General features: G+C 43.9%; 7 protein-coding genes. 3 read left to right on the top strand and 4 right to left on the bottom strand.

Annotated elements, in window-relative coordinates; genetic code table 11:
- Positions 1-191: 191 nt before the first annotated feature.
- The gene (gene gcvH / locus LC653_RS28435; protein WP_100899443.1) at positions 192-581 is read right to left on the bottom strand and encodes a glycine cleavage system protein GcvH; all 390 of its coding nucleotides are present in this window, start codon (positions 579-581) and stop codon (positions 192-194) included.
- A gap of 125 nt (positions 582-706) precedes the next feature.
- Complete coding sequence (gcvT, locus tag LC653_RS28440; RefSeq protein WP_229498005.1) at positions 707-1843, bottom strand: glycine cleavage system aminomethyltransferase GcvT; 1137 nt, start codon at positions 1841-1843, stop codon at positions 707-709.
- 217 nt (positions 1844-2060) lie between these two features.
- On the opposite strand from gcvT, the gene LC653_RS28445 reads away from it, so the two are divergent.
- Positions 2061-2558, top strand: coding sequence for a pentapeptide repeat-containing protein (locus LC653_RS28445; protein WP_229498006.1), 498 nt, complete (start codon positions 2061-2063; stop codon positions 2556-2558).
- Between the two features lie 523 nt (positions 2559-3081).
- Here LC653_RS28445 and LC653_RS28450 read toward each other — a convergent pair.
- Entirely contained in the window at positions 3082-3534 is a 453-nt protein-coding gene (locus LC653_RS28450) for a tetratricopeptide repeat protein (RefSeq protein ID WP_372478233.1), read from the bottom strand.
- A 77-nt stretch (positions 3535-3611) separates the two neighbouring features.
- A complete protein-coding gene (locus LC653_RS28455) occupies positions 3612-4337 on the bottom strand; it encodes a hypothetical protein (RefSeq protein ID WP_229498007.1) in 726 nt (241 codons plus the stop codon).
- A 516-nt stretch (positions 4338-4853) separates the two neighbouring features.
- Here LC653_RS28455 and LC653_RS28460 point away from each other — a divergent pair.
- Both LC653_RS28460 and LC653_RS28465 read left to right on the top strand, forming a co-directional pair.
- Positions 4854-5405 (top strand): hypothetical protein, encoded by a 552-nt coding sequence (locus LC653_RS28460; protein ID WP_229498008.1) that lies wholly within the window; start codon positions 4854-4856, stop codon positions 5403-5405.
- Between the two features lie 115 nt (positions 5406-5520).
- The gene (locus LC653_RS28465) at positions 5521-6699 is read left to right on the top strand and encodes an LbetaH domain-containing protein (RefSeq protein ID WP_229498009.1); all 1179 of its coding nucleotides are present in this window, start codon (positions 5521-5523) and stop codon (positions 6697-6699) included.
- Positions 6700-7247 lie beyond the last annotated feature (548 nt).

The following is a 7247-nucleotide window of genomic DNA, read 5'->3' on the forward strand; positions in this document are numbered from 1 at the left end:
GCAATAAATACTGATGAGAAGTGGATGTAACTTTTCAGTTCATCTAAATTTCATGACTTATCTTCGGATGGAGTAGGAGATGGGAGAGATGGGGAGAAGAGAAGCAAGGGGAGAGAGGAATTACTGAACAAATACCCTCTTTCCTCAAGAGCCTCCCCTGCTTATCCGAACTACCCCTTGTCCCCCACTCCCTACTCCCCTTCTACCTGGGCGCGATACTCATCTGCTGTCAAGGCATCCTCAACTTCATCAGGGTCATTGACGCGCACTTTCAAAAACCACCCTTCCCCGTAGGGGTCTTCTGACACATCTTCGGGAGAATTAATTAAGGCTTCATTGCGTTCTATAACTGTTCCTGTCACTGGTGAATTCAGTTCTTCAACGGCTTTCACTGATTCGATTGTGCCAAAGTTTTCTCCCCTAGTAAGAGCGTCGCCAATTTCTGGCAGTTCTAAAAAGACGATATCGCCCAATTCATGTACAGCAAATTCAGTAATACCAATGGTGGCAATTTCACCATCTATTCGCACGTATTCATGAGAATCCAGGTATCTGAAATCTTGAGGATATTCAAAAGACATATCACTTCCTCTCCCTTATCAAAAAAATTATTGTCCCAACACTCATCAAAGCCATATCTGGTAATGAACCTTACTGTAGATTGACTAACTCACAACACATTATTCCTCAAAAACCTCGACGCTTATCAGTTGGCGACACGATTTTTTGACCGATAAAAAGGACGTTTAACTACAACTCCTGGGTAAGCTTTGCCGCGAATTTCGACTTCTAGCTGTTGACCGATGGTTGCTAGTTGGGTAGGAACGTAAGCTAAGGCAATGGGATAACCAAGTGTAGGCGACAGAGTGCCACTGGAAACTTCTCCCACAACTTTACCTGCTGATAACACTTGATAGCCGTGACGGGCAATGTTGCGTCCTTGGGTTTGTAAACCCACCAATCGGCGCTGCACTCCACTGGCTTTTTGCTGTGCTAAAATTTCCCGACCAATAAATTCGCCTTTGGTATCTAAATGAACTAGCCACCCTAAACCTGCTTCTAAAGGTGTGGTGGTGTCATCGATATCTTGTCCGTAAAGTGCCATCGCTGCTTCTAGCCGCAGAGTGTCTCTCGCACCGAGTCCACAGGGGATAACACCAGCATTATGGAGACTTAACCACAATTCTACCCCCACATCCGGATCTACCATCACCTCAAAGCCATCTTCTCCGGTGTAACCTGTGCGGGCCAGGAAAGCAGGTTTACCTAGTAGGGTTGCTTCTAAATGTCCGAAGGCTTTGATTGGTTGTAAGTCTTCTTGCACTAATGGCTGGAGGTATTTAACCGCTTTTGGCCCTTGCACGGCAATTAAGGCTTTATCTGGTGAAAGGTCTTGGAATTGTACTTTATCCAGGTCAAGGTGTTGCAATAGCCATGCTTTATCTTTACCAGAGGTAGAGGCATTGACGATGATGAATGCCCTCTGTATACCAATGGTGTCTTCACCTTGGTAATAAACAATGATATCGTCAATAATTCCGGCTTGGGGATTTAACAATACGGTGTATTGCGCTTGACCGGGTTGCAATCGACTCAAGTCTGAAGGCACTAAAGGCTGGAGTTGGGAAATGAGATTTTTACTTTGGAGGGTAAATTTGCCCATGTGGGAAATATCGAACATTCCGGCTGTATTTCTTACAGCTTCGTGTTCGCGGCTAATGCCACTAAATTGCACAGGCATTTCCCAACCACCAAAGCTGGTAAAGCGTGCTTTAAGTTGTACACCCACTTGATATAAAGGGGTTCGCGCCAGAGATTGGGCGTTGTCTTCTTGATTAGCCACAGGTAATTTTGCGATTGCACCTCAACATCTATAATCCTACGAGATGCTTTCTGGTTTTACAGTCTTACGTATTGAATTTGGGCATGGGGCATGGGGCATTAATTGCTTATTTCTCCCCCTGCCTCCCCTGCTCCCCCTGCTCCCTCATCCCCTTTGTTCCCTTCTGTAAGGTTTAATAGTTAATGGTGCAAGTGTTGAGATTTATTAAGAAGACATTATGAAATATTGGCAACTGTTAGCTAGCTTTGTCTTAGCTATGGTTCTTTTTTGGTTTCCCCTATCGGCGCAAGCTGCAAGTTCTTCTAGTATTACCCGTTCTGTGGGGAATGATGAACTTAAGGGCAAGGATTACTCTGGTCAAAGTTTAATTGGCACTGAGTTTACCAATCTCAAATTAGAGAATGCTAATTTTAGCAATGCTGACTTACGTGGTGGCGTATTTAACGGTAGCGTATTGGAGGGAGTAAATCTGCATGGTGCTGATTTTAGTGAAGGCATAGCTTATCTAACAAGGTTTAAAGATGCTGATTTAAGTGATGCTGTGTTGACTGATGCAATGATGCTGCGTTCTATTTTTGATGATGTAAATGTCACAGGTGCTGATTTTACGAATGCAATTTTAGATGGGACGCAAGTGAAAAAACTTTGTGTTAAAGCAAGTGGTGTGAATTCTAAAACTGGTGTAGATACTCGCCAGTCTTTAGGATGTAAATAGAATTTATCGTCAATCAAAGGGTTTAAGACCCCAACCATTACACGTAGTGCGGAGTCGGAGCCACTCCGCCTCCGATCATTTTCAGTCGGGGTTTAAATCGAACGTAGTTGCCACAACGCTCTTAACCTATCGCTTGGCACTTCTCAACTCTTAGAGACGCATTCGCGTTCGTCTGAAAATGTCTAAAATGTTTGAATGCGTGAATGCGTGAATGCGTGAATTGTTAACCCCTCTTCTTCGCTGGTGGAGAGGGGGATAGATTTTAACTACGTCTATAAATTACTTTTTCTATTTTGAATGACTTTTATGCAATCCCTAGTACAGCGATCGCTGAAATAAACATACCATTTAAAATGGCGCAAGAAGCTCGGAATACAATTATGCGTGAATGCGTGATTTTTAACACTTCGACTCCTTTCGACTGCGCCCTTACTTCGACGCCGCTCAGTACAAGTCGGCTACGCTCTCCCAAGGCTCAAGGCAAGTCGCTCAGTGTTAACTTTTGACTTCCGCCTTGCGATCGCTAGTGATATGCTTCTCTTAAAAAGCTGGCATAATTTGCCCGAATTGTCATAGTAGTAGGATGACTTACACCTAAAGTTTGTTCACAAATTGTCAAAGCTTGCTCAAATAAGGGTTTGGCTTTCCTGTAGCGTCCCCTATAACGGTAGAGTGCTGCTAGATTATTTAGGCTAATGGCGACATCGGGATGGTTGTCTCCTAGTAGGCGTTTACTCAGTTCTAAAGCAAGCTTTAGCAAGGGTTCGGCTTCGCTGTAGCGTCCTGTAGATTCATAGAGTTTTGCTAAATTGTTCAGGCTAGTGGCAACATCGGTATGTTCTTCTCCCAGTAAGCGTTTTCTCTGTTCTAAAGCAAGCTTTAGCAAGGGTTCGGCTTCGCTGTAGCGCCCTGTAGATTTATGAAGTGCTGCTAGATTAAACCTCTTGCGAAAATCCTTGATCCGCCAGGGACTCAAGTCCCTCTCTTATAGCAAAAGTCCGTTTAAACGGACTAAAATTATTGTTATTAGTCGGTTTAAACCGACTTGAGCTATTAGCCCGAAAATTTATTTTCGGGCGGATGTTCGACTTTTGCAAGAGGTCTATTGTTTAAGCTGGCAGCAATATTGAGATGTTCCAAACTTAGGCGATTTTCAGCAATTTTTACACACTGCTGCACCCAAGGTTCTGCTTGCTGATAAAGTCCTTGTCCTTGATAAAACCAGCCTAAGCCTGTGAAAGGCCCAATTAAATCCTCGTCGCTGAGATATTGGGATAGGTGGGTTGCAACTTCTGCAAGGTGGGGGATATGTGGAGTGAGGTTGAAAATATCTTCACGGTTAGGCTGTTGAGGAATTTGCTTTGCCACTTCTGCCATCTGCGCTACAAAAGCAGTTTTCACCTTATCCGCGTCACTTAACTCATCCAACTTCATTTGGAAAAATTGCCGAATCAGTGGATGTAGACGATAAATTCCTTTAGCCTGCCATTGTATTAAATGCAGTTTCTGCAACTGGGCTATAGCTATCTCCCAGAATTCTTGTTCATCGTCATCTTCTATCGTCTCAACAGAAAAAGGAATATCAGCCAAAGCATACAAACTCAGCCAACAGCCTAAGCGTTGTGCAGGGCGAACGCATCTAAATATTGACGAAGTGGTAAGAAGAAATGGTTCTAGTAGTACATGTGAACTAAATAAAGGCGTTAGGGGCGATCGCCAGGGCAAACGCATCATGTCAACAAGACCTCTAATTCTCAACAAGCTGAAAAACAGTCGCATTAGTCGATGCTTATTGACAAGGATTTAGGCGTAGGTGTAGCCCGTCGTAGACATCGCTTTGAACTTGTGAAAATAAATCAAACGATAAATGGTGATTTTTCGTTGATTCTTAACCTCCGTTGCGAGCAAGTAAATAAGTCGGCACGATAAAATCAAGGTATGTTGAGTTTTGTAAAAACCCTATAACTATTCATTTATAAGCTTTTTACTAACTTTACACTTTGTTACATAGGTTGATTTTTTAACGCCGACCTACTTATAATTTAGATGCGTTTGCCCTAGAGGTAATCTCAGAATTTGATGTGCTATGCGACACTTTTAAAACAACCTCTAAAATCTCTGATAATACTTTTTATGAGTAAATAATAAATACAAAGCACTTTTAATTTCCTTGCAAATACCTAACTGTTAAGGTCTTTTTCATGCTGCGCTTATTGAAAAAACAGCTTAATTTAAATTCATTGTTAAACAATAGGTTCTGAACACGGCAAGCACAAAATCAAACAGCTAATACCAATGATGAATGTAAGGAGAATCTTTGAGGCATTGCACTTACACAATGCTCAATTTATCCTCCCTCTAGCAGCACTGCTCGAAGTACTAGTGGGTGCTTGTGTCAACCCATCCAGTACTCAGCAGAAGTTGGTACCAATACCTCCGCTCAAGGAAATTGTTGCCACCTTGGAAGACGAGGTGCAGGAGCTATCAGATAATCGCATCGCCTGGTCAACTTACTGGAAGCTCTGTTGGCAGAGTTATCCAGGAGCCAAGGCTTACGAACTTCAGACGCTAACCGGCGAAGGTGCGTCGCCAAAGCTACATCGCCAAAGCGATCGCTGCTTTCGCATTGAAGCCGCAGCAGGTGAGAACCTAAAATCCCAAGGCCTTTTCAACCGTAAGGTGTTGCTATTACTACAGAGGAGTCAGCTTGCCTATCGAGTGCGAGCAATACTTGACGAAAACCGTGTCAGTGAATGGTCTGCTGCTATGGCAGTAGGCGACACAACTACTGAACCTCGGCTACAAACTACGTACGACTTTGTCAAAAAAAGCGAAAGTTCTCAATAATTTCGTTTCTTTTGTGAGTGAGATAGTTGGCGAATTAGGACAACCTGTTGGCGCAGGTAATTAAGGCACAATCTTGCAAATTAGCGCATACAAATTACATATCAAGGAGTCACATATGTCTAAACAATTAAAGCAACTCATGTCAGCAATCACCCTTATGGGTTTCATCTCACCATTTGTAGGAGCTACACAGACTAATGCCGCAACTGGGCCGAGCTTCGTAGACCCAACCGCTACCCTTAATAACCCGCAAAACATTACAATCGGTTCGCTTACCTACGTCGCACCATTTGCCTCTCTCAAGGCTGGCACTCAACCTAGGACAAGTATCAACATTGGCAACGAGAGCAACGTTCAAGACAACGTAGTCGTCGATGCCAGCACAGGAGCAATTAACATTGGCGACCAGGTTATCCTCGCACACAACTCCACTGTGAAGGGTTCTGCAAGCCTCGGTAAGACAGGAATCTGCCCTGGTGGAGTTGCTGAATGCCCATCGTTCGTAAGCTTCAATGCTGTGGTCGATGGTGCCATCATTGAGAAAGATGCCATGGTCTTGGCCCTTGCCCGCGTAGCTCCTGGTGTAACAATCCCCTCGGGCTTAAAGGTACTCCCTGGTAAATATGTTGCCTCTCAGGCTGAGGTCAGAAGTAAGACAGCCCGTATTGTTGCCGCTGACCGTAAATTCATGAGTGGCGTAATTGAGGTCAACAAGGCCTTTGCGGTGCAATACACTCAGCTTAAAAACGAAGACCCCAGCAACGTTACAGGCATTAACTACGATCCAGGCAACACGACATTCAACCGGTTCCGCGATCTACCTACTTTTGCTGGGCAATCAACTCGTGACCCCGCATTTCGTAACCGCATCATCGGTGACGTGCAGTTCACCCAAAACTTGAATGATGCCAAGGCACTGATGAGTAACAAAATTTCCCTACGCGCTGATGAGGGTGAACCCTTCGTAGTGGGAAATAATAATGTCATCAAAGATAATGTAACGTTTCACGCGCTGGAACACACCGAGCTGCAAATAGGCAGCAACAACGTCCATCATATTAATGCTGTTATCCATGGTGGGCCGACATCATTTTCTGGAGCTAACGATACTACCATTACTGGCGATAATTTTGTCCTTAAAGACCGAGCAGTTTTCTTCCGTTCGCGTATAGGTAATAACAGTGTTGTGGGCACCAAGAGCCTGGTTCAGGAGTCTGACCTCGCCGCTGGCAGTGTTGTTCCAGACAAAACGATCGTAATTGGCAACGCGATCGCCGGCTCGGTTGAGTGGTAAGAAGCTCATCTGATTGAGAGCGGTCTAGGTTATCGCTAGAACTTACGCACTGTACAAATTAATCATGGTGTGCATTTACGAAACTACTTCGTTTTAGGCTTTGCTCCATTATTAATTTGATGGCTAATCGATCTCTACTGTAAGGGTTTAGCAGTGCTCATGCGTGTCAACTTAATGTAAAAGTCATGTCCCGCAAGGAACTGAAGTTCCTTGGCTTTTAGCGAAAGTCATCTGAGAGATGACTAATATATAGGCAAAAATCTTTAGTCTACTTCAGTAGACTTTAGCTATTAGCCTTGAACTTTAGTTCGAGGCGGGTGAGGAAGCTTTCAGTTAAGCTATAGCCGTAGCCATTTTAATTAGGACGCAGCTTGCTTGAGAACGATTTCCATAGCATCACGTAAATTATCAGATTTAAGTAATATAGCAACCGTCTAGCCCATTAGGACATAGACTATAAGTATTATCATGACCGACTCTCGCCTGATTTACTATGGCTAAACCTTACAGTTACGATTTCCGCTCTTATGGTGATCCAATCCATCGAG

The sequence above is a fragment of the Nostoc mirabile CHAB5784 genome, assembly GCF_020829645.1.
Classification (GTDB): domain Bacteria; phylum Cyanobacteriota; class Cyanobacteriia; order Cyanobacteriales; family Nostocaceae; genus Nostoc; species Nostoc mirabile.